This window comes from Daeguia caeni (genome assembly GCF_042653845.1).
Lineage (GTDB): Bacteria > Pseudomonadota > Alphaproteobacteria > Rhizobiales > Rhizobiaceae > Brucella > Brucella caeni.
In genome coordinates this window covers 1-1,350 of the sequence record NZ_JBHSEL010000072.1, presented here as the reverse complement: position 1 = coordinate 1,350, position 1,350 = coordinate 1, and the positions used below count along the sequence as shown (strand labels likewise).

The window sequence follows — 1,350 nt, the reverse complement described above, 5'->3', positions numbered from 1 at the left end:
GTCATCTGATCCTCCGTAGTTTTTGCAAACATAGAGAATCATAAACTACTGAAATCGCTCAACTTAATTTTAGGTCGGGCTCTCAGCTCATGCGCTTGAAGAGAAGAAAATGCCTGCTTTTCAAAGTGCCAGGCCGTCAAATGTTCCTGAAGACTATATTATTACACCATTTGGCTATTTTAGTCCGAGCTGTGTCCAGGAAGTAAAGGAGGATGAAATTGTAAATGCAGGGCTGAAAGTGGAAAAAGCCAATGGTGAGATGAGGCAAATTGAAAAATGTCAATATTCAAGTTTTTCGAACTCTGGAATAGAGAAAAAAGTAAATGGTGCGGAAACAAAAGCAAATTTTGATGATGGTTGGCAGATGTACGCATCATCTATGCTAAATGATGATGTTATGATTATGATCTTGTCGTGGAATGTTCCATCTCCACCAAAGGTAGACAATGGTCATACATTGTATTTTTTTACTGGTGCACAGAATGTTGGCGATAAACAATTATATAATGTTCTTGGATGGAACCAGTTGAATATTCATGGATGGTCAGTATCAAGCTGGGTTTGCTGTGATTCTGGAGTGATTTATTATTCTTCTCCGGTAAGTATTTCTGCTGGTGATTTAATTATTGGAGTGATTGTCCTTGGCAAGGATCGTTTTGTAAACAACGGCGAACCTCAGTATATTGTAAGTATGATGTCATTTGATCACGGTCGCCCGCAGCTTTTGACGCAGATCATAACCCGCAATTTTAAAGAGCCTGTTTATTTTATAGTGGGCGGTGCGATGGAAATGTATAATGTGAATTCATGTGATAATTTTCCAAAGGATGGATTCATAGAATTCTATAATATGTTCGTAATGGATGAGAATTATCAGGCGCCGAAGGGTCCATTTTCGCCAAATTATGCATATAATATTTGTAATTATAAAATTGATATAGATGAATATAATAAATTATATCGAATAAAATTGAATTTTTGAATTTAAAATAATTATTGTTGTCATCGGTTTGTTCTGTCTTGTCTGATTGTCAGTTCTGTTCTGTGTAGCACCATAATTGGCACGGTTACATTGAAGCGAAGGATTTCCGCGTGGCAGAATGGTTTCGTCATATGGCGCAATATTGCACGATAAGATCGGTAATCATGCGGTCTAACTTCAAGGAACAGCGTTTGCAGTCGGCTTGACTTGCTGGCTGTAAACCCAAGCCCAGGAAAAGTGGGTACCGGTTTTCCATCCGGAACTGTGAGATGACAATATGCATGGTGACCTGCCCCCCGGAAGTTCCCTCGCTGTGATGTAGAGTCTGCCGAACCTGAGAAGGAGCAGACGACATGAGGAAAAGCCGT

Annotated in this window: 1 protein-coding gene; it reads left to right on the top strand. The window is 39.5% G+C overall.

Annotated elements, in window-relative coordinates:
- The first annotated feature begins 109 nt into the window (after positions 1-109).
- Positions 110-982, top strand: a complete 873-nt coding sequence (locus ACFO1V_RS09445) for a hypothetical protein (RefSeq protein ID WP_374834779.1) — start codon at positions 110-112, stop codon at positions 980-982.
- Positions 983-1,350: the final 368 nt, after the last annotated feature.